The following is a 25884-nucleotide window of genomic DNA, read 5'->3' on the forward strand; positions in this document are numbered from 1 at the left end:
AAATACAATACCATAATGGCCTATTCTAACAATGATTTATCGCGTTTCTTAGATGCGCAAAACAAACTTTATCTTACTGCTCTTTCTGAAATCAGCAAAGGGAAAAAAGAAACACACTGGATGTGGTTCATTTTTCCGCAAATAAAAGGTTTGGGCAAAAGCGATACAGCAAATCTTTATGCCATTAACGATTTAAAAGAAGCTTCTGATTATTTGGAACATCCAATTCTTGGAAAACATTTAATCGAAATTTCAGAACTTTTATTAAGTTTTAAAATGAAATCAGCTGATGGAATTTTTGGAGATTTGGATGCACGCAAATTACGTTCATCAATGACACTTTTTTCGATGGTTGAAAACACAAATTCTATATTTCAGGAAATTCTGGAAGCTTTCTTTTCAGGAGAATCTGATCCGCTTACTTTGTCTATTATTAATTCAACAATAAAATCTTCTGCTGAACCTGTTGCTTTATAATAACGGTTTTCAGATTATTTGCATCAAAGAGACACTGCCTAACCGCAGTGTTTTTTTTTATTTTTACTCATCTATGATGCAGCAAATTACATTTGTTGCAACATTTTTTTGCTTCTCCAAAAATTATTGTATTCCCAAAGAAAGCTCAAAAAAGAACACTCTAATCACCTAAACCATTATTTTTCAAAGAATTAATCTTAACTTGCATATACAAACCACTTTATGCTTAAACCAAATCATGTCTGATAGAATTAAAACACTTCAAATTATTCATCTTGCTATTTGTGCAGGAACTATTGTGGCTTATTACATTTTAGGTGATCTTTCAATTGAGAAATTACAAATTCCTGTTATTGATTCATCTTCTGCAATATATATCGTGATTCCTGTGTTAGCATTTGTTCTGAGCAGTTTTTTGTTTAAATCTCAATTAAAACAAATCAATCCAAAATTAAAATTGGAAGAAAAATTTCCAATCTACCAAACTGCATCTATCTTGCGTTGGGCAGTTCTTGAAGGAGCAGCATTTCTTATCTTAATTTTAAATCCCGATTTTATTTTATTTGGAATCCTGATTTTAATTTATCTGATTTTTTTAAGACCAACCGCAGAAAGAATTGATAATGATTTATCGGATACTAATAATTAAAAATAAAAAAAACGCCTTGTAATAAACAAGACGCTTTTTTATAATCAAAGCTTCAAACCTGAAACTTGAAACAAGTTTATTCTTCTTTTGGTTTTGTTAAATAGTAAACAGGAATTCCTGCCAACATTATTAAAACTCCCCATCCGCAAGTTGAAAATTTCGTAAATAATAAAGAAATACAAATTGCGGCTGCAACAATAATATATAACATTGGTAAAAACGGATATCCAAAAGCTTTATAAGGTCTTTCAGCATCTGGCATTTTTTTTCTTAAAATAAAAATTCCGTAAATGGTTAGAATATAAAAAATCAAAACGATGATGATTACGAAGTCCAATAAATCACCGTATTTTCCTGTCAGACATAAAGCCGAAGCCCAAATACATTGCGCCCACAAAGCCCATGCAGGAACACTTGATTCATTTAAAACTGCAGCTTTTTTAAAGAATAACCCATCATTTGCCATTGTGTAATAAACTCTGGCTCCTGCCATAATTAATCCGTTATTGCAGGCAAAAGTCGAAATCATAATCATGATTGCAATAATTAGCGTTCCGATATCTCCGAAAATATATTGCGAAGCCACAACTGCTACTCTGTCTGATTTTGCTGTTGCAATTTCCTGAAGTGGTACAACAGCCAAATACATCAAATTTGTCAAAACGTAAATTATTGTTACAATAAAAGTTCCTAAAAATAAACTTAAGCCTACATTTCGTTTTGGATTTTTAATTTCGCCGGCAATAAAAGTTACGCCATTCCATGCATCGCTAGAAAATAATGAGCCAACCATTGCAGCTGAAATTCCTGTAATCAAAGCTGTTCCGCTAATTGGAAGCCATGATCCACTTTCTGCATTATAACTACGTGTTGTCCAGGCGTCAGCCCAGTTAGCACCCCACACTGAAGCTTTTGCGGCCAATGTTAATCCAAAAACGATTAACCCCAGCAAAGATAAAATTTTGATTATCGTTAAAACCGTTTGCAGAATTTTACCATTTTTGACCCCACGGCTGTTAATAAAAGTCAGTAAAATGATCGTAAAAATAGAAACCAGCTGTGCCGCGTTTAATTTAAACGCACCTAATTCATATAAAATATTCTCGTCGCTAAACGGCTCATAAAGATAGGCCGCAAATTTTGAAAAAGCCACACCAACTGCAGCAATAGTGCCGGTTTGAATTACAGCAAAAAAGCTCCAACCGTACAAAAAGGCAATCAATTTATTATAAGCTTCTTTTAGATATACGTATTGTCCTCCAGCTTTTGGGAACATCGCACTAAGTTCTCCGTAACTTACAGCGGCTATAATGGTAATTAATCCTGAGATTAGCCAAATAAGGGTTAGCCAGCCGGCTGATCCAACTTGTCTGGCGATATCGGCACTTACGATAAATATCCCAGATCCAATCATAGAACCAACTACGAGCATGGTTCCGTCTAATAATCCGAGTTCTCTTTTAAAATGTTCCTGGTCTTGTTCGTTTTCTTGCATTTTTTTTGGTTTTTGGGTTGGTTAAAGATATACTTTTTTCTGAAATCCTAATATTCAAATTCCAAATTCGAGTTATTCTTTAAAAATAAAATCAGGATTTGTTCATGAAATTTCAATTATGCAAAAAGAGCCTCTTTACGTATTCCCGTAAGTTTATATTATTTTGACTATCTATATTTGGAAAAGTATTCCCCGAAAGAAACAAAAACTCAATTGAAGAAAACAGAAAAAATAATCAACAAAGTTGCGCAAGACAAACTCGAATTTAATGTTGGTATAGCGCTTTTATTGGAAAATGACTATAATTTTAAAGAGTTATTTACAACTCTGCATAACTACATCATAAATTCCATTCCTGACAAAATTGATTTTAATTCTGACTCTTACCAAAAGGCCTTAAACACTATTCCTTTGAAGCCAACCTGCACGCCAGTAGCGATTTTAAAAAACTTTCCAACAAAAATTGCTTTTCAAAAATTAGTTTCACTTCCAGAGAATGAAAACGAAAAAATAATAACCTCCTTATTGTGGATTTTTAAAATAACAGATACTGAAAGACGAAACACCGAATGCAAAGAGGGTTGCACTCATTTTTGGCATCATCTTTTTTAAACTAAAATTTAAACGATTTTTTTGTTTGAAATTCCCTTTCGCGTCTTTTCGTAACACAATACTGTTTCAACTATTTATATTTCAAAATCAAAATCAACCAACCAAAAACTAATTTATGGAAACCACTATAATTGACAACCAAGAATTAATTAATCAGCATTATAATATAGCTGCGAATCTCATTTTAAATCAACGAAAATCAGGTTATGAAACTAAAAATATTCTAATTGAACAAGGATCGGATCCTGACGTTGCCGCTATGATTGTCGAAAAAATAGAAATGAAGATCAATGAAGCGCAACAAGAAGCAATTCATGCTCAGGCTAAAAAAGATATTCTGTATGGCGCTTTATGGTGTATTGGCGGAACCATATTAACATTGGCACATATTGGCTTTATTTTCTGGGGTGCTATTGTATTTGGCGGTATTCAGTTTTTCAGAGGATTAATTAATTTAAACTCTTAAAACGATCTTTTTCAAAGTGTAAAAACATTTATTAACAAATACCAAAAAGACAATGGGAATATTTGACAGATTTTTTGGTAAAACGGAAAAGGAAAAAAATTCCAGACCTATCAAAATAGATTATATAATTTCAGAAAAACTGATGGAAGAGGAATTATTCTGGAAGATAATTCAAAAAACGAAAGACAGTTCTGGAGGCAATTTTGAGGAACAACAGGAAGAATTAGCAAACGAACTCAGAAAACTGACGGCAGATGAATTGATTTTATTTGGTAACAGTTTTAGAAATTTTAGAGGCGAAGCAAATACTTGGGAACTCTGGGGCGCGATATATATTATTCATGGAGGCTGTAGTGATGATAGTTTTAACGATTTCCGCGAATGGGTCATCGCACAGGGCAAAGATTTTTATTATAAAATTATTACTAATCCTGAATTGCTTGCAGAAATTGAAACACATCTTATTGAAGAATTTGACTGGGAAGGTTTTGGATATTTACCCGGAATCGTTTTTGAAGAACTTACAGGCCAAGAAATGCCATATCCGTTTCAGGAAAAACATCATACAACCGGAAATGAATGGGATGAAAAGAGCGATGATTTGCAAAAATTGTTCCCCAAACTTTATGCTAAGTATTCGGCTAATTTTCAATAAATTCTTTTACCAATTTCATTAAAACTAAAATTACTCTAATTAGAACTTTATAGCTAAAACAGAATAAAATAACTTTACTTTAAAAAAAGCTGCGGGTAAAATTTGCAGCTTTTTCTCTTTAAAAAAACCTTAAAACACAGATAATCAGTACTATTAAATTCTTACATTTTGTTAAATTTTACTTTTTTCATTTTGATCAAAATTAAATCATAAAATAACGCGAAAAATTAAATTGCAGGAATATTTCGACCGTTAAACAAAAACACAACAGCAAATTATAAATTATTCCTAAAATGATTACTAAAAACATAAATTGAATTTCACATTTTAATATTATTTCACATTTTAAAAATAAATCAAAATACTGATAATCAATTATTTAATATTTAAAAAATCAAAATAACTAGAAAATAAAAATATGTTTGTCAAAGCAAAATATATTTTTATTAAATTTGATTGAAAGGATTAAATTTATAAAATTTCTTCTTTTTCATTAACATTTGTTTATTTTTTAAACCCAAGCTCTTTCTAATCCCCCAATAGAGGAGTTGAGATAAAAAACATCTATTACAAGCAAAATGAACTGATTAAAAGCAAATTATCAACCTACAAAATAAGAAATATGCTAAAAATTCAGCTTTTAAGGAAAATGCGTTTCCCAAATGTTTTTATTCTCCTCTTAATTGTATTTATCACATGTGCCTTATTAATTTGTGTAAACTTCTTTACAATCAAAATTTTATCTGCAAATCGAGCTTATGTGAATGGTGAATCTCATTATTCAAAAGGCCAAAAAGACGCAGCAAGGCATCTTATAACATATCTTTACACTAAAGACAAAAATCAGTGGAAATTATACCAAGAAGAATTAAGTGTTCCGCAAGGTGATGGGATTGCGAGAAAAACGCTTTTAAAAGCTGGAGACAATCAAGTTGCACGTGATGGTTTTATTAAAGGCCGTAATCATAAAGACGACTTAGACGATCTCGTTTGGCTGTTTGTTTATTTTAAAAAAGTGTCATTTTTAGCAAAAGCAATTCATGAATGGGAACAAGGCGATAATTTAATCTATGAATTGTTTACTATTGGAACAGAAATCGATGCAAAAATCAAGCACAACACATTAAATCCAGACGAACAAAGAAAGTTTCTCGAGCAAATTAGTGTTATAAGCGATCGCCTGACAATTAATGAACGTAATTTTTCAAATACTTTAGGAGAAGGAACGCGCAAAATAAAAGATTTACTGATTATCACTAATATTGTTTTCATTTTAATTATTGTCTGCAGTATTTGTCTTTACTATTCTATAATGGTAAAACGTTTACTTACTTCAAAAAAAGAAATTGAAGTAAAAAATGAAAATCTAATGCTAGCCAATCATGAACTGGACTGCTTTGTTTACAGTGCATCACACGATTTGAGATCTCCTATTACCTCATTAAAAGGCCTGATAAAAATCACTCAACTGGAAGATAGCGTTAATCAGATAAAGGATTATTTATACTTAATGGAACAAAGTCTTGCCAAGCAAGATCAATTTATAAGCGACATTATTGATTATTCTAAAAACAAGCGAGCGCAAATCATAATGGAACCGGTAAGCTTAAAAGAATTGTTTGAAGAAGCAATTTCTCAGTTAATGCATATAGAAAATGCGAATCAAATTATCTTTACAAAAGAGCTGTTAGTAGATCAAATTCACAGCGACAGTTTAAGACTAAAAATCATTATTTCAAATTTACTGTCAAATGCTATCAAATATGCTGACGCAAATAAACAAGAAATGTTTATTTCTATTAAAACTTCTTTTAATGATGGTTACAACAGGATTGAAGTCACAGACAACGGAATTGGAATTAAGGATGAGTATAAAGATAATATTTTTGAAATGTACTTTGGAACAAACAAAAACAAAGGCAGCGGATTAGGTCTTTATATTGTAAAAGAAGCCGTTGAGAACATAAAAGGGAATATTTCTGTATGCTCAGAAAGTTCTGTAGGAAGCAAATTTATCGTAACAATACCAACTCTATATGCTGTGTAAACCTGCATTTTTATTAATTGAAGACAACTTGATCGATCAGCTTGTCATTAAACAATTATTAAAAAAAATATTGTTTGTGGATGAAATCTACATTGCCAACAATGGGCAGGAAGGACTTTATTGGCTAGAAAACAATAAAGGAATTGGCAAATCTTTGTTTATAATTCTTGATATACAAATGCCGTTTATGAATGGTTTTGATTTTTTGAATGCGTATGACAAACTCGATGAAAATATAAAAAAAGGAAATCAAATTTATGTACTTTCCTCAACACTTGATTCTGATGAAATCAATCTAATTAATGAAAACAAATATGTAACTAAGATGCTAAATAAACCTTTTCCTATTGAGGAATTTAAAAAAACCTTTTATCCGGAAGATGAAAACTAGGTTACATTTTTTTTGTTTCCTCTTCTAAAATACGATTCACCTGAGAAAAAGCTCTTTCGTAGTAAGGTTCTTTTGTTGAAGATATCATGACGCCACCGTGAGTTGAAGAATGCACAAATTTAATTTCTCCTTCATTGACCTCTACAACCATTCCTACGTGGTTTATATGACGTCGGCCATTCGTTTTAAAGAAAATCAGATCTCCTTTTTTGGCTTCATCTGAACTGACTTTGTTTCCTATTCGGGATTGCTCAATTGAGCTTCTTGGCAATTTAATATCAAAGTTTCCAAAAGTACAAAACATCAAACCTGAACAATCAAAACCAGCTTTTGTTGTTCCGCCAGAACGATAGCGGGTTCCAATATTTTGAGTAGCGTTTAGAATAAGCAAATCAATTAACTCTGAATGATTACTGATGCGAACCGTAGTCGAGTCTGTTTTTACACTAGTTTTATCAGTTATTTGGATATTTTCTTCCATGAGTGGTTTTGATTCAACAGAAGGCTGAACCGAATTTAATAAGGCTGCAGCATCTGCTTTTTCTTTAGAAGTTTTTATTTTCAAAACATAACCCACAGGAAGTTTCCCTTTTATAAATGGGTTTTGTTTTTCTAATTCGGCAACTGTAATTCCATATTTTTTGGCAATTGCATATTTGGTTTCTTTTGGCTGTACCTCAACAACAACCTCAACGTCTGTTGAACTTTCAGTAACTACAGCGGGTTTTTCAGCAATTGCAACAGTATTAGAAGGAATATTGATTCGTTGCCCAATTTTCAATCCATCAGTTTCAATCGACGGATTTGCTTTTTTTAATTCATCTACAGAAACATTATATTTCTTAGAAATTCCCCAAAGTGTTTCTTTTTGCTGAACTTCATGAAAATCAACATTTGCGACTTCAACTTTATCAGCAGATTTTAAGTCAGAAGCCTTATTATCATCTGGTTTTATAGTGACCGATTTGTTATTGTTTGGAATTAATAAAACCGAATTTAATTTAAGGATTTTTGGTGCATTAGGATTTGCATCTATGATATCTTTTGGTTTTACACCGTATTTTTTAGCAATAACGGTAATATTTTCTCCTTTTGAAATTTTATGTTTAATATATTTTTCCTGAGAAAAAACACCAACACTAAAAAAAAACATCAATATTATTAATCTGTAAACCATCATTTTCATTTTATCAAATCGCATTTTTTGAACTTTTCTATAAGGAAAACTCAAAAGAAGCAATTTTGTTGTTTGGGGGAAAGCGAATTTAACTTATTAAAGTAAAAAAAGCACAATTTTTAACACTTAATTTCATCCAAATTAACTGTTTCGGCATAAATATTGAGCCAACTTTTTGAAATGCAGTTTTTTACGCAAAAAAGTCACCTGAAAATTTAATACTAACTTAACTTTCAAAAACTTGTGAAAAAATTACTCTTTCTTTTTATTCTACTTCCTCTATTATCATTCTCACAAAACACTAAAGGAATTGTTACATCTCCCAACAATGAACCTCTTGAAGATGTAAATATTTTTGCCTTAACCAGTAAGATTGGCACTGTCACCAATAAAAAAGGCGAATTTTCTACAGCTTCGTTTTTAAATCTCAACGCTGATGAAACCGTAGAATTCTCTCATATCGGCTACACCACGACCCGCTTTTCAATGCGTTATTTGGTAAAACATAAATTCAAAATAACGCTTGAGGAAAGCATCCAAAATTTATCAGAAGTAACAATTTCGCAAAACAAAAAATTAAAAAAACAACTTTCATTCAATAAATTAAGTCCATTGAAGGATCCTATATTTTCCTTTGGGTCTTTTTTGAAAGATGATAAAATTTATGTCAGTGGAGGTGATGCTTACACTGAAATAGATTATCTCGAAAAGGGTCGTGCAGAACGAGCAGCTTATGATGCAAATGACTATTTAATGGAGATGCAGCTTCCTAAAGCCAAAAGGCATTACAAAAAATTCCTTTCAATTTACGACATCAAATCAAATACTTGGGAAACTACAAAATTAAATTTAAAAGCAAGAGGGTATCACAATATGCATTATTACGATAATTCGATTTATATTTTAGGCGGAAAAAGAATTTTAGTCAACTCAAAAAGTAGTTGGGAATATCTGGAAAATCAGATTGAAGTGATAAACCTTGATAAACAAACTATAAAATTAGACAATACAAATCCGCATCAGGCTGTTGATTTTGCTTCGTTTACCTATAAAGACAATATTATTGTAATGGGTGGCTCTCTAAAAAGATCAGAAAAAGATAAAAAAGAATTTACTAATAAAGTGCATTTATACAATATAACATCAGGAAATTGGTATGAACTTGAGCCTATGCCAACAGCAAAAGAAACAACCGGACTTTTAATTGGTGACAAAATTTACCTCATTGGTGGCAATGACGGAAAACCTACTTCTCAAATTGAGACTTTTGATTTAATAACCGAAAAATGGCAAATGGAAGGCGAATTGTTTTCTGAAATAGAAAGACCCGCAATTGCTTATTTTGACAATATCATCTATTTTTATGAGGATCAAAAAATGTACACCTATAATATTCAAACAAAGCAATTAAAAGAATTCGACATTGACATTGAAAACAAATATTCTGCCATGTATTATAATGATAACAAATTAATTCTTTTAGGCGGGCGTATTGATAATTCCTACTCAAAAATCCCTTCTTCAAAAGTTTTCAGCATTAATCTGGAGGAATTTAAAACCACAAAACCTATAAAAATCAAAACTTTACCAAAACAAACCGACATTGCCAAAACTATCGAATAAATCATATAAAATTTCCTGAAAGAGAAATCTTCTTATAAAAACGAGTGCCCTAGCCCGAATGGGAGCGGTATACTTTTTATTGCTTCTTTAGCAAGGAAAAGATATAGCAGATTCCGAAGTTTCGGAAGAATAGCTTCTAATAAAAAATGCCCTGTTTTCACAGAGCATTTCTAATATAATTGAATCTTGATTATGCTTTTCCAGCCGCAATTAAATTTAATGCAGAACCTGCAACAAACCAGCCAATTTGACCTTCATTGTACGTATGGTTTGCCAAAATAATATCTTTTGTTCCATTTGCGTGAACAAACTCTAAAGTTAGTGGTTTTCCTGGAGCAAATTCAGTCAAATCTAAGAAGTTGATTGTATCATCTTCCTGAATTTTATCGTAATCTGCTTCATTTGCAAAAGTCAATCCTAAAAGACCTTGTTTCTTAAGATTTGTTTCGTGGATACGAGCGAAAGATTTCACCAAAACCGCTTTAACTCCTAAGAAACGTGGTTCCATTGCAGCATGTTCACGAGAAGAACCTTCACCATAATTGTGATCTCCAACTACAATAGACGGAACACCTGCTGCTTTGTATGCACGGGCAACAGCCGGTACAGCATCGTATTCGCCAGTTAATTGATTTTTAACCGAATTTGTTTTTTGGTTGTATGCATTTACAGCACCAATTAACATGTTGTTCGAAATATTATCCAAATGTCCACGGAAACGTAACCAAGGCCCAGCCATAGAAATATGGTCAGTAGTGCATTTTCCGAATGCCTTAATTAATAATTTAGCACCTGTAATGTTTTTACCATCCCAAGCATCAAATGGAGCCAGCAATTGTAAACGTTCAGATGTTGGATTTACCACAACAGTTACCCCTGAACCATCTGCAGCCGGAGCCTGAAAACCTGGATCTTCAGCATAAAAACCTTTAGAAGGAAGCTCATCTCCTGTTGGCGCATCTAGTTTTACTTCTTCTCCATCTTCATTGATCAATGTATCTGTTAAAGGATTAAAACTTAAATCACCAGCAATCGCCAAAGCTGTTACCAATTCTGGAGAACCTACGAAAGCTAATGTATTTGGATTACCATCTGCACGTTTTGAGAAATTACGGTTGAAAGAGTGAACGATTGTATTTCTTTCTTCTTTTTCAGCTCCTTCTCTATCCCACATACCAATACATGGTCCACAAGCATTAGCAAAAACAGTTGCTCCAATTTTATGGAAAGTATCAATAAAACCGTCTCTTTCAATTGTTGAACGAACAACTTCAGAACCTGGAGTGATTGTAAATTGTGATTTTGTTTTTAAGTTTTTATCCGCAACTTGTCTTGCCAAAGAAGCTGCACGAGAAATATCTTCGTAAGAAGAGTTTGTACAAGAACCAATTAAACCAACCTGAATTTGTAATGGCCAGTTATTTTTGATTGCTTCCTCTTTCATTTTAGAAATCGGAGTAGCTAAATCTGGAGTGAAAGGTCCGTTTAAATGTGGTTCTAATGTAGATAAGTTAATTTCAATAACCTGATCAAAATATTGTTCTGGATTTGCATATACTTCAGGATCTCCGGTTAAGTAAGAAGCTACTTTATCGGCAGCATCGGCAACATCTGCTCTATTTGTAGAACGTAAGTAACGGCTCATAGAATCATCGTAACCAAAAGTTGAAGTTGTTGCTCCAATTTCAGCACCCATGTTACAAATTGTTCCTTTTCCAGTACAAGACATAGCAGTTGCACCTTCTCCAAAATATTCAACGATAGCACCAGTTCCTCCTTTTACAGTAAGAATTCCTGCTACTTTAAGAATAACATCTTTAGGAGCTGTCCATCCTGATAATTTACCAGTTAATTTAACTCCAATTAGTTTCGGGAATTTAAGTTCCCACGCCATTCCTGACATAACATCTACAGCATCTGCTCCACCAACACCAATTGCTACCATTCCTAAACCACCTGCATTTACAGTGTGAGAATCGGTACCAATCATCATTCCGCCTGGGAAAGCATAATTTTCGAGTACAACTTGGTGAATAATTCCGGCTCCTGGTTTCCAGAAACCGATTCCATATTTATTAGAAACAGAAGACAAGAAATCAAAGACTTCATTACTTTGTGTTTTTGCTCTGGCCAAATCAGTTGCAGCGTCTATTTTTGCCTGAATCAAGTGATCACAGTGTACAGTAGTAGGAACTGCTACTTTAGATTTACCGGCATGCATAAACTGCAATAATGCCATTTGCGCAGTTGCATCTTGACATGCAACACGATCCGGTGCAAAGTCAACATAGTCAATTCCTCTTCCAAATGCCTTAGTTGGATTTCCATCCCAAAGGTGATTGTATAAAATTTTCTCCGTCAAAGTAAGTGGACGACCAACAATTTCACGTGCTTTATCAACACGACTTGGCATGTTTTCATACACTTTTTTAATCATTTCAATATCAAAAGCCATAAGATTTACTTGTTTTTATTATTGTTTTTTGAACATGACAAGTTACAAAAATTAGAACAATTATTACAAAAAAAGCCCGAGTTTTATGACTCGGGCTTTTGAATTATAATTAAAATAATCTTTTGATTACATTACTAATGATTTGTTTGAAGGTGCAAACTTTGTTAAGTTAATACCATCTACTGCAGCAGTATATTCTTCAATAGTTGGAGTTCTACCTAAAATTGTAGAAAGAACCACAACTGGCGTAGATGAAAGTAAAGATTCTCCTTTTTTACCTTCTTTATCTTCTACAACTCTTCCTTGGAATAATCGAGTTGAAGTTGCCATTACTGTATCTCCTTTTGCCGCTTTTTCCTGGTTACCCATACAAAGGTTACAACCCGGACGCTCTAAGTACAACATGTTTTCGTATTCTGTACGCGCAGCACCTTTTGGAGCATTATCGTCGAATTCAAAACCAGAGTATCTTTGTAAAACTTCCCAGTCACCTTCTGCTTTCAATTCATCTACAATGTTGTAAGTTGGAGGAGCAACAACAAGAGGCGCGTTGAATTCAACTTTCCCAGTTTGTGCTTCTACGTTTTTCAACATTTGAGCAAGGATTTTCATATCTCCTTTGTGAACCATACAAGATCCGATAAATCCAAGGTCTACTTTTTTCACTCCACCGTAGAAAGATAAAGGTCTAATAGTATCGTGAGTATAACGTTTAGAAACGTCAGCATTATTAACGTCTGGGTCAGCAATCATTGGCTCAGCAATTTGATCCAAATCAACTACAACTTCAGCATAATATTTAGCATTTGCATCTGGAGTTAAAGCTGGTTTTTCAGCCGATTTAATTTCTGCAATTCTTTTATCAGCTTTGTTGATTAATCCTTGAAGAACGTGTTTATCGTTATCCATTCCTTTGTCGATCATGATTTGGATTCTGCCTTTTGCAATTTCCAATGATTCGATCAAAGTATCATCTTCAGAAATACAGATAGAAGCTTTTGCTTTCATCTCTGCAGTCCAGTCTGTAAATGTAAAGGCTTGGTCAGCAGTTAATGTTCCAATGTGAACCTCAATAATTCTTCCTTGGAAAACATTTTCTCCTCCAAATTGGTGAAGCATTTGTGCTTGAGTAGCATGAACCACATCACGGAAGTCCATGTATCCTTTCATCTCCCCTTTGAAAGTAACTTTTACAGATTCCGGAATTGGCATAGAAGCTTCTCCAGTAGCCAATGCAAGCGCAACAGTTCCTGAGTCAGCACCAAAAGCAACACCTTTTGACATTCTTGTGTGAGAGTCACCACCAATAATGATAGCCCACTCATCAATAGTAATATCATTAAGTACTTTGTGAATTACGTCAGTCATTGAATGATAAACTCCTTTTGGGTCACGAGCCGTGATTAAACCAAAATCGTTCATGAATTTCATCAATTTAGGAATATTAGCCTGCGCTTTTTTATCCCAAACTGAAGCAGTATGACAACCAGATTGGTAAGCACCGTCAACGATTGGTGAAATTACCGTAGCAGCCATAGACTCTAATTCCTGAGCAGTCATTAAACCTGTAGTATCTTGAGAACCTACAATGTTAACTTCTACACGAACGTCAGAACCAGCGTGTAATACTTTTCCTGGAGCAATACCTACAGCATTTTTGTTGAAGATTTTTTCAACCGCAGTAAGACCTTGTCCTTCATGAGAAACCTCTTTTGATGGAGCATATACTAATGGAGCTTCAACACCTAAAACTTTTGCTGCTAAAGTTTGAAGTTTTTTACCAAATACGATAGCATAAGAACCACCCGCTTTGATAAATTCCATTTTCTGAGGTGTAAATGCCTTAGAAATATCGATTAATTCTTTATCGCCGTTATAAAGTTTTTTCTCTTTAATATTAATAGTCAAAACTGTACCAGTTTCGACAGAATAAGTTTGCTCTAAAATTGGTTCGTCGTTTTCGTTACGAATAACATTACCATCAGCATCAACCTTTTTTACCCAGTTTTTAAGGTCTAAACCAATACCACCAGTAACATCAACAGTTGTTAGGAAAATTGGAGAAATTCCGTTTGTTCCACCAACAATTGGAGCGATGTTAACAAATGGAATATATGGACTTGCTTGTTTTCCTGTCCAAAGTGCCACGTTATTTACACCTGACATTCTTGAAGATCCAACTCCCATAGTTCCTTTTTCAGCGATCAACATTACACTCTTATCTGGATGTTGTGCCTGAAGCGCTTTAATTTCTTGTTGTGCCTGAGGAGTAATCATACACTGTCCGTGAAGTTCACGGTCTGAACGTGAGTGTGCCTGATTACCCGGAGAAAGTAAATCTGTTGAAATATCACCTTCACCAGCAATAAAAGTAACAACCTTAATTTCGTCTGCTACTTCTGGAAGTTTTGTGAAAAACTCAGCTTGAGCATAACTTTCAAGGATTTCTTTTGCAATTGGGTTATTATTTTTGAATGCCTCTACTAAACGATCTGTATCTGCCTCGTAAAGGAAAACTTGTGTTTTTAAAACTTTTGCTGCCTCTTTTGCAATAGCAGCATCATTACCTAAAGCTAAATCAAGTAGAACTTTGATAGAAGGCCCACCTTTCATATGTGATAATAATTCAAAAGCAAAGGCTGGAGTAATTTCTTTTACTACAGATTCACCAAGAATAATCTCCTTTAAAAACTTAGCTTTTTCACCAGCAGCACTTGTAGTTCCTGGCAAAGTATTATAGATAAAAAATTTAAGAGAATCTTCTCTATATTCATTATCAACATCTTTAATTTGCGAAATAATTTCGCTTAATAATTCTGCACCATCAATTGGCTTTGGGTGAAGTCCCTGGCCTTTTCTTTCTTCGATTTCGTTAATGTAATCTTTGTAAGTATTCATAATATATTAGAAGTATTTTTTTTTGTACGCAAATTTAGAGATTAAAGGTGAGAATTAAAAAGAATATAATGAAAGTCGCCTTTTCAAAAATTATTATTGCTAAAAAACGATTTTCACTGCTTGTTTTTGCCAAAATATCAATTTTGTATTAAAAAAATGAATTTTTAATATTTTAAAATCTTTTCTTTAACAAAGTCGGAATTTGATGTTATAAAGTAAGTGAGATTTTACCTCTGTTTTCGCAAAGAATAGTTCTAAATAAGAAATTATAACGTTATAGTTAACTTTTTTTCGTCTTAAAAAGGAGTTTTTAGAACTAAAATATTGATCCATAATTTTCTTTAAAAAAAATCAATTAAAAAAAATCTGCTATTTAAAATATTCTATTAACTTTGTATTTCAAAGTACTTTTTAAAAAATACAACTATGAAATACAAAATGAAAATTTTAGATTATTATTCTCAAAAATCAGGTACACACACTAGCCTCGTTGTGACATTATTTAGTACAATATTTATGATTTGTGCGCTCACTTCTAGAGAATTCTCATTCCACGAATTCGAATCTATTGGATCGATAAGTTTGATTATCGAGTTTATTTACGGAACGGTGGTATCATTTCTTATTCTTAAAAACAGAGAAGACTATCTTCATCTTACTCCTTTTTTAATGCTCAATTGGCTTATTGGCTGTTTTAGCTTAAATGTTTTTATTCCCATTTTTCAACATTTACCTGTTTGGGTTTATGTGACAACTTTTGTGTTTTGCATCACTAATTTTTTTCTTTACCAAAATGACATAAAAAGCCCACGTACATATCTGTTTTATTTTGTTAATGGTGCTACATTTTGGATTATATTTTACTTTGCTTTATTTCTCATTCCCGTTCTACCCTATTCATTTATCGGAATATTGGCTTTGGGAATGGGTTTCTACGGAATGGTTCCGGCAATAATCTTAGTCATTCATTTGCTAACCATTATTTTTCATTTACCTAAAAACCGACCTTATTATCTTTCTTTTAGCGCTGGGTTTTCAATTGTGCTTATCGGTTTTCTAATTTTTACCACTGGTTTAGTTATTGAAAGCAAAAAAATCGCTCAAATTGCAAAAATCAATTCTTTTGATAGTAATACTGATTTACCCGCATACATTTTGGTTTCTCAGAATATAAAACCTAATTTTTTTAATGAAATTCTGCTTAAGAAAGGTCTTGTGTATATCAATATTGACAACTTCTTTTCGTTCGACCGTTTTAATTCCTTCAGCAAACAGCAATTCAACGGAACTAAAATCCATAATCCATTTATCAGTATTGCTTATTTAGTTTGTGATGACCTTGGATTAGACAATGATGACAAAATCAATATTCTGAAATCGAATTTTGATAAAAGGTTAGAAACAGAAGAACAGCTTTGGAACGGAGATGATTTATTTACCAAAAAAATTAAAGAAGACGTAAAAGTATATCCAGAAGCACGTTTAGCATACACTGAAATTACAATGGATATTGCTTGTACCGAAGATGCACGGGGAAACGAAGAAGCGATTTACTCTTTTCAATTGCCCGAAGGTTCTGTCGCAACTTCACTTTCTTTATGGGTTAACGGAATGGAACGCAAAGGCGTTTTGACGACTAAAGAAAAAGCTAAAAAAGCTTACAATCAAATTGTTGGTGTAGAATATCGTGATCCTTCATTAATGCAATGGAAAGAAGGAAATAAAGTCGTTGTGAGAGTTTTTCCAGTTAACAAACAAACTCCAAGAAAATTCAAATGCGGTTTTACAACTCCGCTACAAGTCGAAGACAGCCAAATGAAATATCAAAGTCTTTCTATTAAAGGTCCAAACATTTCAAATGCTGAAACAATTTCAAGAATACAAATAACTGGAAATTCGGCTGTAGAAACCAGCAAAAATTTCGATTTTGAAAAAGGATTTTACATAAACCAGTCTAAAGGACTTGACGATTGGGAAGCAACAATGCCATTAAGCAAAATCAATCATAATTCATTTGCATGGAAAGGAAAAACTTATACAGTTAATCAAATTCCCAAAACAGTAATCCCCTTCACTCCTTCTGAAATTATTTTGGATTTAAACAACAATTGGACAACTAAACAAATAGAATCATTTGTCAATCTTGACCAGCAAAATATTTACGTTTTTACAAATGGACAAAAAAAACAAATCAACAAAGAGAATTTTAAAGCCATTCAGCTTGACTTTGAAGATTCTCAGTATACATTATTGCCTCTTTATAAATTGGCAAAAAACAGTTTAGTGATAACAAAATCGGGAACTTTCTCTGCTAATTTTGAAGAACTTGAAGAATCAGATTATCTGACGAAAATTAAATCTGGAACTAAACAAAAGAATATAAAAGTCATCAATATCAGTGGAGATATTAATCCGTTTTGGCAGACTGCGAAAGAACAAAAATACGTTGACCATTTTCAAAGCAGTTTGGCTACTTGTTTAAAGATGATCAACAAACATCAATTTCCAGTTTACAAAACAGATCAAAACAGTGTCAATATTGAACCGTCACAAATTTCAATTCGTGAAAACACCCAAGACAATAATTCAAAAAGCAATGGGCCGAACCATATTTACAGAATGTACGCCTTTGGAAAAGTTCTCGAAGAACAAGTTAAAATTCAAAATGATAGTTTGGCTAATAATCAATATGTTGAATTAGCTAAAGATGCCAATATTGTAACACCAATTTCGTCATTGATTGTTTTAGAAACAGACGAAGATTACAAAAACAACGGAATCGAGAAAAACGTAAACACTTTAGGAAATGCTTCCATAAATAATGACGGCGCGGTTCCTGAGCCTCACGAATGGCTTTTGATTATTATTGGAACTGCAACACTTTATTTCTATTACCGAAAAACAAAAAAACAAACAGTCTAAATGTATCTTTTACTGAAATACAAAAAAACTTTTGTCCTGTTACTAGTTAGTTGCCTTTTGCTTTTAAACTACAGCATAATTTCAGCAGGACTGAATAATAATTTGTTTGGAATTTTAGCTTCAATCGGGCTATTTTTTATTGGAAGCCGAAAAACTACTTTTAATATGAGCTATCCGCTTTTTGCGATGATCTTTATATTAGAATTTATAAGCTACCGCTTGCATACTAAATCGCTGCACCTTTTGGCTTTGGCGTTATTTGTCTGTTTATTGTATTACAGTTTTACACAAAAATTTTCGTTTATTGCTTTCATTTGTATTTTGCTTTTCTCTTCGGTTTTTAGTACTTTCTTCGATTATATGACAACCGAAATAAAACAAATTCTATGTTATAATGTTTATATTGTTTTAAAGAATTTCATTGTAATTGATAAAATAGAAGGGGTCAATTTTTATATCAATAATGCAAAAATTACAGTCGACACAGCATGTATGGGCCTTTCAATGTTTAAAACCGGATTATTGTCAGGCGCTTTTATATTAACTTTAGAAGAAAAGAAACAATCAAAATATTTTAACATCCTACAGATTTTTCTTTTTTGTGTGGTTGTCATTATTCTCAATATAATTTCGAATTATTTCAGAATCATCACACTTATTTTGTTTCATTGCACCCAAGAAAATACAATGCATCATACAATTGGAATCTTATGTTTTATATTTTATCAAATTGTTCCAATGCTATTTTTGATCCGATTTTTTAAACCGAAAACTGAAGAAATCCAAATAAATAAAAAACAGTATAAATTCTTAACTGTTATAATTGGAACTATAATCCTATTTGCAACCAGTCTTGAAATAAAGAAAACACAGCCAAATAATTTACTTGAACATTTGAGCCCAGAATATTTGATTCAAAATGGAAATTGGGTAAACAATGAAGTTTTTAAAATCTCAACTCCTAATAAACTTATTTATATTAAAACTTTCGCTCATAATCCGTTAGTTTGCTGGACAGGAAATGGCTATAAAATTATAGAGAAAAAAGAAATCATTATAGGAAATGAAAAAATATGGCAGGTAAAAATGGAGAAAAACAACATTCAGTATTACTCCTATTGGTGGTACGAATGCGATAGAAAAAAATATACTTCTCTGCCTGAAGTTATTTTAATCAAACTCTTCACCAATAAATCTATACGCCTGATTAATGAAACAACTAAAATCTAATAATGAAAAAAGCCTGACAAAATCAAATTTGTCAGGCTTACGTATAAGATATATATTAATTACAACAATTTCTGAATAATAACTTCTTCTGTTATTCCTTCAGCATCTGCTTTGTAATTTTTAATAATTCTGTGTCTTAAAATTCCAACTGCAACAGCTTTTACATCTTCAATATCTGGCGAAAATTTACCATTAAAAGCCGCATGTGCTTTTGCAGCCAAAATTAAATTCTGAGAAGCTCTAGGTCCTGCTCCCCAATCCAAATAATTTTTCACAAAATCATTTGACAATTTATTATCTGGACGCGTTTTACTTACCAATGTTACTGCATATTCAATTACATTATCAGCTACAGGAATTCTGCGAATCAAATGTTGGAAATCAATAATTTCCTGAGCAGTAAACAAAGCATTAATTGTTGTTTTAACATCCGAAGTTGTTCGTTTTACAACCTGAACTTCTTCCTCAAAAGTTGGATATTGTAATTTGATGGCAAACATAAAACGGTCTAATTGTGCTTCCGGTAACGGATACGTTCCTTCTTGCTCAATTGGGTTTTGAGTAGCCAATACAAAATATGGCAAATCTAATTTATAATTCTGTCCTGCAATAGTAACCGAACGTTCCTGCATCGCTTCAAGTAAAGCTGCCTGCGTTTTTGGTGGGGTTCTGTTTATCTCGTCAGCAAGAATTATATTAGAGAAAATTGGTCCTTTTATGAATTTAAACTGTCTATTTTCATCTAAAATTTCACTTCCTAAAATATCCGAAGGCATTAAATCTGGCGTAAACTGAATTCTTTTAAAATCTAAACCCAGCGCCTGAGACAAAGTATTAATCATTAAAGTTTTTGCCAAACCGGGAACTCCAATCAACAAGGCATGTCCACCTGAAAATATACACAGTAAGATTTCATCAACTACTGAGTCTTGGCCTACAATTATTTTTGCTATTTCTGATTTTAACTCGTTTCGTTTTTGAACTAAATTATGAATTGCTGTTACGTCAGACATTTAAGTATGTTTTTAAATTAAAAAAGAGTTAGCTCTATGGATTCATAAAACTAACTCTTTTATTTATTTAATAAAAATTATTTTTTCAGCCAATTATTAGCAAAATTACATTGTCTGTATTCTCCAATAATTTTAATGTATGTATCTTTTATCTTTTTATCAAACCATTTAGCAATCGCATCAATTTGTTTTTCTTTCAATGCTAAATCTTTAATTTTTGTATAATCCTGTGCATAATCTGCGGTATGCTCGTTAATTCTGTTTGTTACAGTAATTATTTTATAGGTCTTTTTACCGCTTTTTTCATCTACATTTAAAAGTGGCTGAGAAACCTCAGTATCTTTCAAATTTGAAACCTGTCCATATAATTGAGGATCCATTTTAGTCAATTCAAAACGTGTATCTTGCGTATTAGGATTTATCAAAGTTCCTCCGTTTGCTCTTGTCTCTTTTTCATCAGATTCTGTTCTGGCTGCATCAGCAAAAGTAACCTCTTTGTTTACGATTTTGTTTCGAATATTTGTTATTCTGTCTTTAGCCTCTTTTAAAGCGTTTTCAGAAACAGTTGGCGAAATTAAAATATGACGCAATTCAACTTCTTGCCCTTTAATCTTGTCGACCATAATAATATGGAATCCAAAACTTGTTTCAAAAGGCTGAGAAATTTCACCTTCTTGCAAACTAAAAGCAACATCTTTAAACTCTTTTACAAAAGGAGTTTTTCGAGTCATTTTATAGTATCCACCGTTAGAAGATGATCCTGGGTCCATAGAATATAAAACGGCTTTTGTGGCAAAGCTCGAACCTGCTATAACATCTTGTCTGATTGAATTCAATCTGTCGATCACTTTCTGTTTGTCTTCTTTTGAAACTTTTGGTTCTACCACAATCTGTGCTACTTCCATTTCAGCCCCAAAAGTCGGCAATTCATCTTTTGGTATTTTTTTAAAGAAATTACGAACTTCTTCTGGCGTAATTTCAACTTCTTTAACGATTTTATCTCGCATTTCCGAAGCCAATTTTTGCTCTTTTAAGATGTCTGCAAAATACGTTTTGAATTCTTCAACAGAACTTTTCTTGTAGTACTCCACTACTTTATTAATGTCTCCAACCTGTTTAACCATATAGTTTAAACGGTCTTCCATCATACCTCTAATCTCCGCATCACTAACAATGATACTATCCTGAATCGCTTGGTGCGCATATAATTTATCTTCAAGAAGTTTACCCAACATCTGGCATCTTGTAATATCTTTTACAGAACCACCTTGAGCTGTAATCTCTAAAAATCCTTTATCAATATCAGAATCTAAAACAATATAATCTCCAACGGTAGCAATAATACCGTCAATTTTTTGTCTTCCAACATGAACTTCAGCTGGTTTTTGAGCCACAACATCTGGAATAATTTCCTGAGCTGAAACCATTGAGCTGAAAAAAAGTAAAAAACACATTGTCAATACAAGCTTGTGATCAATTGTTTTTAGCTGTAATTTTTTTAATAACATTATTTTAGATTTAGTTTAAATGTAAAGATCTTGTTTTTAGAATTATCCTTGTTTTAAAAACTAAAATCCGAATTGCTCTATTTTAGAAGCTGAACTTCAAAAGCAGTAAACAATTAAACTCTAGTTCTTTTACTTATAAAGAACAAAAATAACAATTCAATTACATAATACAACTATCGCTAATACTATTAACAAAAAATTATACAGATTGTATTTTAAATATAAAATTAAAAAGTACTTTTTGCTCATTATCTTAATATCACTTTCAAAACTATTATTATTTTAAAAACTTCCTTTTAAAAAATACAATATCTTAATTTATAAGGGTATAAAAAAAGTTTTTAACACTACAACGTTTTCGTTGCATAACTAATTTCTTGCAAATGTAGATCGAATCAAAAAAAACCTACATTCGTGCGTAATTGACAATTTAACTGGTTAAAAATTAAGAATAAAATCATTTTAAAACCTAAAAATTGCGCAATTACTAACTTTATTAACCATTTTAACCAAATCTATTATGAAAAAAACACAAACAAAATTTTTGTTTGTGAGCATGGTTGTAGCATTATTATGCTCGTGCTCACAAAATGACACTCCTGAAGCTGATTCAAAAGCTGAAAGTCAGCAATTTGAAATCATTAACGTTACACATCACGATGGGAAACCTTTTAGTACAGGTGCAAAATCATCACTTACAGGAAAATATGTCGATAATCCTGGCGGAGGCGTTATGATGCAGGCTTTTTATTGGGACGTTCCTGCCGGTGGAACCTGGTGGAATACCGTTAGCAGTAAAGTCACTGCATGGGGCAATGCTGGAATTGGATCTATCTGGCTTCCTCCTGCTTCAAAGGCACAAAATGGAGCATTTTCAATGGGTTATGACCCAACTGATTATTTTGATTTTGGAGATTATAATCAAAATGGAAGTACCGAAACTCGATTTGGATCAAAAACCGAATTGGTAAACTTAATTACGGCAGCCCATGCTGAAAATATAAAAGTATATGCTGATATCGTAATCAATCATAACAGTGGGGGGCAATCTGAAGCAAATCCTTTCACTGGAACAAATACGTGGACTAATTTCAATGGAATTTCTTCAGGAAAATTTAAGCGTACTTATGCTAATTTTTATAAAAACAGTTATGGCAATAATGATGAAGGCTCGTTTGGAGGATTTCCAGATTTATGTCATGCAGATCCTTACGTAAAAGACTGGCTGTGGCTGCGTACTGACGGAGTTGGTAAATATTATAAAAATACCATGAAATTTGACGGATGGAGATTTGACTATGTTAAAGGTTTCGGTGCTTGGGTTGTCAATGCATGGAATGCCAATGTTGGCGGATTTTCTGTTGGAGAATTATGGGATTCGAATGTAAACGTATTAAATGACTGGGCAAACAATGCTAATAGTTCTGTTTTTGACTTTGCTTGTTATTACAAAATGAATGACGCCTTCGACGGAAATAATCTTGCTCTTTTGAATGATGACATGATGTGGAAACGTAACCCGTACAAAGCGGTAACATTTGTTACTAATCATGATACTGACGAAATTTGGAGCAAAATGTTAGCATACTCCTATATATTAACTCATGAAGGTTATCCAACTATTTTCTATAGAGATTATGAAGAATGGCTAGATAAAAACAAATTAAATAACTTAATCTGGATTCATAACAATAAAGCAACGGGTACAACTTCTATTTTATATTCTGATAATGACGAATATGTGGCAAGAAGAAATGGTTATAATGGAAATCCGGGATTAGTCGTTTACATAAACAATTCTGATGTTTGGCAGGAACGATGGATTCAGACGAACTGGGCAAATACTCAAATTAAAGATTTTACAGGAAATTCGACTTGGTACCCAACAACTCAGGCAGATAAATGGGTAAAAATACAATGTCCTCCAAAAGGATATTCAATTTGGTCAATTAACCAGTAATTTTAAAAAATGACTCTTTTAAGGCTGTTGCAAAACAGCCTTATTTTTTTCTAAAAAATCGCCTAATAATAAAGACTTCCCAAATTTAAGAAGTGAATATTTTTATAAAGCCGTATTTAATAGTACTTTTGCAACCTATTTATACAAAATATGAGCTTTTTAAAAGAAATACAACGCAGAAGAACATTTGGAATTATCTCGCATCCCGATGCTGGTAAAACTACATTAACGGAGAAATTACTGTTATTTGGAGGTGCTATTCAGGAAGCTGGAGCGGTAAAAAACAACAAAATTAAAAAAGGAGCAACGAGTGACTTTATGGAAATCGAACGCCAAAGAGGTATCTCGGTTTCAACTTCTGTGCTTGCTTTTAATTATAAAGATAAAAAAATCAACATCCTTGATACACCTGGACACAAGGATTTTGCCGAAGATACATTCAGAACTTTAACAGCCGTTGATAGCGTAATTGTTGTAATTGACGTTGCAAAAGGGGTTGAGGAACAAACTGAAAAATTAGTGGCAGTTTGTAGAATGCGTAATATTCCGATGATTGTTTTCATCAATAAATTAGATCGTGAAGGTAAAGATGCTTTTGATTTGATGGATGAAGTGGAACAAAAATTAGGATTGAAAGTAACTCCTTTAAGTTTTCCAATCGGAATGGGTTATGATTTCCAGGGAATTTATAATCTTTGGGAAGAAAATATCAATCTTTTTAGTGGAGACAGCCGTAAAAATATCGAAGAAACAATTGCATTTTCTGATGTTCAAAACAATCCGGAATTAGATAAAATTGTGGGTCAAAAAGCAGCTGAAAAACTTCGTGAGGAATTAGAATTAATTGATGAAGTTTATCCTAAATTTGAGCGTCAGGATTATTTAGATGGAAAAATCCAGCCTGTATTTTTTGGTTCTGCTTTAAATAATTTTGGAGTTCGTGAATTATTAGATTGTTTCGTTACAATCGCTCCTTCTCCAAGACCAAAAGATTCTGAAACTCGTTTAGTTGATCCAGCTGAAGAAAAAATGTCTGGCTTTGTTTTCAAAATCCACGCTAATATGGATCCAAAACACCGTGACCGTTTAGCATTTATCAAAATTGTTTCGGGAACTTTCGAAAGAAACAAGCCTTACTATCACGTACGTCAGAAGAAAAACCTAAAATTTTCTAGTCCGAATGCGTTTTTTGCTGAGAAAAAAGAAATTGTTGACATTTCTTATCCTGGTGATATTGTTGGTTTACACGACACTGGAAACTTTAAAATTGGAGATACTTTAACTGAAGGTGAAGTAATGAGTTTTAAAGGAATTCCGAGTTTCTCTCCAGAGCACTTTAGATACATCAACAATGCTGATCCAATGAAAGCTAAGCAATTAGAAAAAGGTGTAGATCAGTTAATGGATGAAGGTGTTGCACAGTTGTTTACTTTAGAAATGAATAACCGTAAGGTAATCGGAACAGTTGGAGCACTTCAATATGAAGTTATTCAATACCGTTTAGAGCACGAATATGGTGCAAAATGTACCTATGAAAATTTCCCTGTTCATAAAGCTTGTTGGGTAAAACCAAATGATGCCAAAAATGAAGAATTTAAAGAATTTAAACGAATCAAACAAAAATTCCTTGCTCATGATAAATATGGTCAACTTGTATTTTTAGCCGATTCAGATTTTACTATTCAAATGACACAAAGCAAATATCCAAGTGTAAAATTATACTTTACATCTGAGTTTGATTAATTTACATTTAAAAAATTAACTATAAAAAAAGCGCTATATATATTATAGCGCTTTTTTTATTTGAATTAATGACAACCTTACTGAGTTATTATTCTAATATAATTTTTTTCTAATTCGGAATCGCTAAAATACTGCAAACTTAAGTAAGGCAGAAATTTAGTCGATGAAATACCGATTAAATCGGATAAACTGCAAAATAGAAAATTGATACTAAAAAAAAAGCCCCATTTCTGGGGCTTTAAAATTTATGCTTGTCCCGCAGGACCAAAATTAAGTGGTATTGGCGCTTGTTCCGTTTCTTTGATTTCACCATGGGCTGCTTCAAATCTGTGGATATTTTCACCAATTGCTCGTAATAATCTTTTAGCATGTTGTGGTGTCAAAACAATTCTTGACTTTACCTTGGCTTTAGGAATACCTGGCATAATGCTCACAAAATCTAAAACAAACTCTGATGATGAGTGATTAATAATCGCAAGATTAGAATAAATTCCTTCTGCAATAGTTTCATCTAACTCAATATTGATCTGCTCTTGTTGTTGTTTCGGATTACTCATAGTTTC

The 25884-nt window shown here is 32.6% G+C and carries 19 protein-coding genes; 12 read left to right on the top strand and 7 right to left on the bottom strand.

Annotated features, from left to right (window positions below; all coding sequences use genetic code 11):
• Positions 1-15 precede the first annotated feature (15 nt).
• Positions 16-477, top strand: coding sequence for a DUF1810 domain-containing protein (locus ACWA1B_RS19385; RefSeq protein WP_456909799.1), 462 nt, complete (start codon positions 16-18; stop codon positions 475-477).
• 238 nt (positions 478-715) lie between these two features.
• Positions 716-1126: an MFS transporter gene (locus tag ACWA1B_RS19390; RefSeq protein WP_456909801.1), complete on the top strand. Its 411-nt coding sequence runs from the start codon at positions 716-718 to the stop codon at positions 1124-1126.
• Positions 1127-1202: 76 nt separating this feature from the next.
• Here the strand turns inward: ACWA1B_RS19390 and ACWA1B_RS19395 are convergent, their stop codons facing one another.
• Positions 1203-2621, bottom strand: a complete 1419-nt coding sequence (locus tag ACWA1B_RS19395) for an APC family permease (RefSeq protein WP_456909803.1) — start codon at positions 2619-2621, stop codon at positions 1203-1205.
• 213 nt (positions 2622-2834) lie between these two features.
• Here ACWA1B_RS19395 and ACWA1B_RS19400 point away from each other — a divergent pair, with 213 nt between their 5' ends.
• The 5 genes from ACWA1B_RS19400 (at position 2835) to ACWA1B_RS19420 (ending at position 6792) form a co-directional block, all read left to right on the top strand.
• On the top strand, positions 2835-3233 hold the full coding sequence (locus ACWA1B_RS19400; protein ID WP_456909805.1) for a DUF5958 family protein: 399 nt from the start codon (positions 2835-2837) through the stop codon (positions 3231-3233).
• 115 nt (positions 3234-3348) lie between these two features.
• Positions 3349-3699 (top strand): hypothetical protein, encoded by a 351-nt coding sequence (locus ACWA1B_RS19405; RefSeq protein ID WP_456909807.1) that lies wholly within the window; start codon positions 3349-3351, stop codon positions 3697-3699.
• 52 nt (positions 3700-3751) lie between these two features.
• The gene (locus ACWA1B_RS19410) at positions 3752-4354 is read left to right on the top strand and encodes a DUF4240 domain-containing protein (protein WP_456909808.1); all 603 of its coding nucleotides are present in this window, start codon (positions 3752-3754) and stop codon (positions 4352-4354) included.
• 760 nt (positions 4355-5114) lie between these two features.
• Entirely contained in the window at positions 5115-6401 is a 1287-nt protein-coding gene (locus ACWA1B_RS19415; protein WP_456909810.1) for a sensor histidine kinase, read from the top strand.
• Positions 6391-6792, top strand: coding sequence for a response regulator (locus ACWA1B_RS19420; protein WP_456909812.1), 402 nt, complete (start codon positions 6391-6393; stop codon positions 6790-6792). Before ACWA1B_RS19415 ends, ACWA1B_RS19420 begins: the two co-directional genes overlap by 11 nt.
• Before the next feature lies 1 nt (position 6793).
• Here the strand turns inward: ACWA1B_RS19420 and ACWA1B_RS19425 are convergent, their stop codons facing one another.
• Entirely contained in the window at positions 6794-7969 is a 1176-nt protein-coding gene (locus ACWA1B_RS19425; protein WP_456909987.1) for a C40 family peptidase, read from the bottom strand.
• A 243-nt stretch (positions 7970-8212) separates the two neighbouring features.
• Here ACWA1B_RS19425 and ACWA1B_RS19430 point away from each other — a divergent pair, with 243 nt between their 5' ends.
• Positions 8213-9592: a carboxypeptidase-like regulatory domain-containing protein gene (locus ACWA1B_RS19430; protein WP_456909814.1), complete on the top strand. Its 1380-nt coding sequence runs from the start codon at positions 8213-8215 to the stop codon at positions 9590-9592.
• A 190-nt stretch (positions 9593-9782) separates the two neighbouring features.
• Here the strand turns inward: ACWA1B_RS19430 and ACWA1B_RS19435 are convergent, their stop codons facing one another.
• Together ACWA1B_RS19435 and ACWA1B_RS19440 are read right to left on the bottom strand one after the other, a co-directional pair.
• Positions 9783-12047, bottom strand: coding sequence for an aconitate hydratase (locus ACWA1B_RS19435; protein WP_456909816.1), 2265 nt, complete (start codon positions 12045-12047; stop codon positions 9783-9785).
• Between the two features lie 126 nt (positions 12048-12173).
• Positions 12174-14945, bottom strand: a complete 2772-nt coding sequence (locus ACWA1B_RS19440; protein WP_456909818.1) for a bifunctional aconitate hydratase 2/2-methylisocitrate dehydratase — start codon at positions 14943-14945, stop codon at positions 12174-12176.
• A 426-nt stretch (positions 14946-15371) separates the two neighbouring features.
• Between ACWA1B_RS19440 and ACWA1B_RS19445 the strand changes: the two genes are divergently transcribed.
• Together ACWA1B_RS19445 and xrtN are read left to right on the top strand one after the other, a co-directional pair.
• Positions 15372-17867: an XrtN system VIT domain-containing protein gene (locus ACWA1B_RS19445; protein WP_456909820.1), complete on the top strand. Its 2496-nt coding sequence runs from the start codon at positions 15372-15374 to the stop codon at positions 17865-17867.
• Positions 17868-19097: an exosortase N gene (xrtN, locus tag ACWA1B_RS19450; RefSeq protein ID WP_456909822.1), complete on the top strand. Its 1230-nt coding sequence runs from the start codon at positions 17868-17870 to the stop codon at positions 19095-19097. It begins immediately after the preceding gene.
• 59 nt (positions 19098-19156) lie between these two features.
• On the opposite strand, the gene ACWA1B_RS19455 is transcribed toward xrtN, so the two are convergent.
• Together ACWA1B_RS19455 and ACWA1B_RS19460 are read right to left on the bottom strand one after the other, a co-directional pair.
• Positions 19157-20110: an AAA family ATPase gene (locus ACWA1B_RS19455; RefSeq protein ID WP_456909824.1), complete on the bottom strand. Its 954-nt coding sequence runs from the start codon at positions 20108-20110 to the stop codon at positions 19157-19159.
• A 77-nt stretch (positions 20111-20187) separates the two neighbouring features.
• Entirely contained in the window at positions 20188-21618 is a 1431-nt protein-coding gene (locus tag ACWA1B_RS19460) for a peptidylprolyl isomerase (RefSeq protein WP_456909826.1), read from the bottom strand.
• 520 nt (positions 21619-22138) lie between these two features.
• Here ACWA1B_RS19460 and ACWA1B_RS19465 point away from each other — a divergent pair.
• Positions 22139-23578 carry an alpha-amylase gene (locus ACWA1B_RS19465; protein WP_456909828.1) on the top strand — a complete coding sequence of 480 codons (1440 nt, stop codon included), beginning with the start codon at positions 22139-22141 and terminating at the stop codon, positions 23576-23578.
• Between the two features lie 150 nt (positions 23579-23728).
• Positions 23729-25321, top strand: coding sequence for a peptide chain release factor 3 (locus ACWA1B_RS19470; protein ID WP_456909830.1), 1593 nt, complete (start codon positions 23729-23731; stop codon positions 25319-25321).
• A gap of 245 nt (positions 25322-25566) precedes the next feature.
• Here ACWA1B_RS19470 and ACWA1B_RS19475 read toward each other — a convergent pair whose 3' ends face one another.
• On the bottom strand, positions 25567-25878 hold the full coding sequence (locus tag ACWA1B_RS19475) for a DUF3467 domain-containing protein (RefSeq protein ID WP_012024017.1): 312 nt from the start codon (positions 25876-25878) through the stop codon (positions 25567-25569).
• Positions 25879-25884 lie beyond the last annotated feature (6 nt).

It is taken from the genome of Flavobacterium xizangense, from assembly GCF_054075145.1.

What these genes read in the sequence shown, in the direction of transcription:
- ACWA1B_RS19385 (WP_456909799.1), top strand. Translation starts at nt 16, where the DNA reads ATGGCCTATTCTAACAATGATTTATCGCGTTTCTTAGATGCGCAAAAC.
- ACWA1B_RS19390 (WP_456909801.1), top strand. Translation starts at nt 716, where the DNA reads ATGTCTGATAGAATTAAAACACTTCAAATTATTCATCTTGCTATTTGT.
- ACWA1B_RS19395 (WP_456909803.1), bottom strand. Translation starts at nt 2,621, where the DNA reads ATGCAAGAAAACGAACAAGACCAGGAACATTTTAAAAGAGAACTCGGA.
- ACWA1B_RS19405 (WP_456909807.1), top strand. Translation starts at nt 3,349, where the DNA reads ATGGAAACCACTATAATTGACAACCAAGAATTAATTAATCAGCATTAT.
- ACWA1B_RS19410 (WP_456909808.1), top strand. Translation starts at nt 3,752, where the DNA reads ATGGGAATATTTGACAGATTTTTTGGTAAAACGGAAAAGGAAAAAAAT.
- ACWA1B_RS19420 (WP_456909812.1), top strand. Translation starts at nt 6,391, where the DNA reads ATGCTGTGTAAACCTGCATTTTTATTAATTGAAGACAACTTGATCGAT.
- ACWA1B_RS19425 (WP_456909987.1), bottom strand. Translation starts at nt 7,969, where the DNA reads ATGGTTTACAGATTAATAATATTGATGTTTTTTTTTAGTGTTGGTGTT.
- ACWA1B_RS19435 (WP_456909816.1), bottom strand. Translation starts at nt 12,047, where the DNA reads ATGGCTTTTGATATTGAAATGATTAAAAAAGTGTATGAAAACATGCCA.
- ACWA1B_RS19440 (WP_456909818.1), bottom strand. Translation starts at nt 14,945, where the DNA reads ATGAATACTTACAAAGATTACATTAACGAAATCGAAGAAAGAAAAGGC.
- ACWA1B_RS19445 (WP_456909820.1), top strand. Translation starts at nt 15,372, where the DNA reads ATGAAATACAAAATGAAAATTTTAGATTATTATTCTCAAAAATCAGGT.
- xrtN (WP_456909822.1), top strand. Translation starts at nt 17,868, where the DNA reads ATGTATCTTTTACTGAAATACAAAAAAACTTTTGTCCTGTTACTAGTT.
- ACWA1B_RS19455 (WP_456909824.1), bottom strand. Translation starts at nt 20,110, where the DNA reads ATGTCTGACGTAACAGCAATTCATAATTTAGTTCAAAAACGAAACGAG.
- ACWA1B_RS19460 (WP_456909826.1), bottom strand. Translation starts at nt 21,618, where the DNA reads ATGTTATTAAAAAAATTACAGCTAAAAACAATTGATCACAAGCTTGTA.
- ACWA1B_RS19465 (WP_456909828.1), top strand. Translation starts at nt 22,139, where the DNA reads ATGAAAAAAACACAAACAAAATTTTTGTTTGTGAGCATGGTTGTAGCA.
- ACWA1B_RS19470 (WP_456909830.1), top strand. Translation starts at nt 23,729, where the DNA reads ATGAGCTTTTTAAAAGAAATACAACGCAGAAGAACATTTGGAATTATC.
- ACWA1B_RS19475 (WP_012024017.1), bottom strand. Translation starts at nt 25,878, where the DNA reads ATGAGTAATCCGAAACAACAACAAGAGCAGATCAATATTGAGTTAGAT.